This is a genomic window from Pseudonocardia oceanicola (genome assembly GCF_047200735.1).
Classification (GTDB): Bacteria; Actinomycetota; Actinomycetes; order Mycobacteriales; family Pseudonocardiaceae; genus Pseudonocardia.
Map to the genome: position 1 here is coordinate 1 of NZ_JBJZON010000100.1, position 439 is coordinate 439.

Below are 439 nucleotides of genomic sequence, written 5' to 3' on the forward strand. Positions count from 1 at the left end.
ACGCGGGCTCGCCCCCACCACCGCCTACGGCACCGGCCTCACCGCCGCCCAGACCTACCTGCACTGGGGCACCGACGCGCAGAAACGCACCATCGTCGAGTCCATCTGCGCCGGCCACTTCGAAGCCATCGCCCTGAGCGAACCCGGAGCCGGCTCCGACCTCGCCTCGGCCCGCATGCCCGCGGTACGCGACGGCGACCACTTCGTCCTCGACGGACAGAAGACCTGGACCACCGCCGCCCACCTCGCCCGGCACATCCTCGTCCTCGTCCGCACCGACCCCTCCGGCGCCAAGCACGACGGCCTGACCCTGCTGATGGTCCCCGCGGACACCCCCGGCCTGGTGATCCGGCCCATCGACACCATGTACGCCCACACCGTCAACGACCTCTACTTCACCGACGTCCGGATCCCCGTCGACGCCGTCGTCGGCACCGAA

General features: G+C 71.1%; 1 protein-coding gene. It reads left to right on the forward strand.

What is annotated here, in order from left to right:
* On the forward strand, nucleotides 1-439 hold a 439-nt coding region (locus tag ACL02T_RS34990; protein ID WP_412835107.1), incomplete at both ends, for an acyl-CoA dehydrogenase family protein.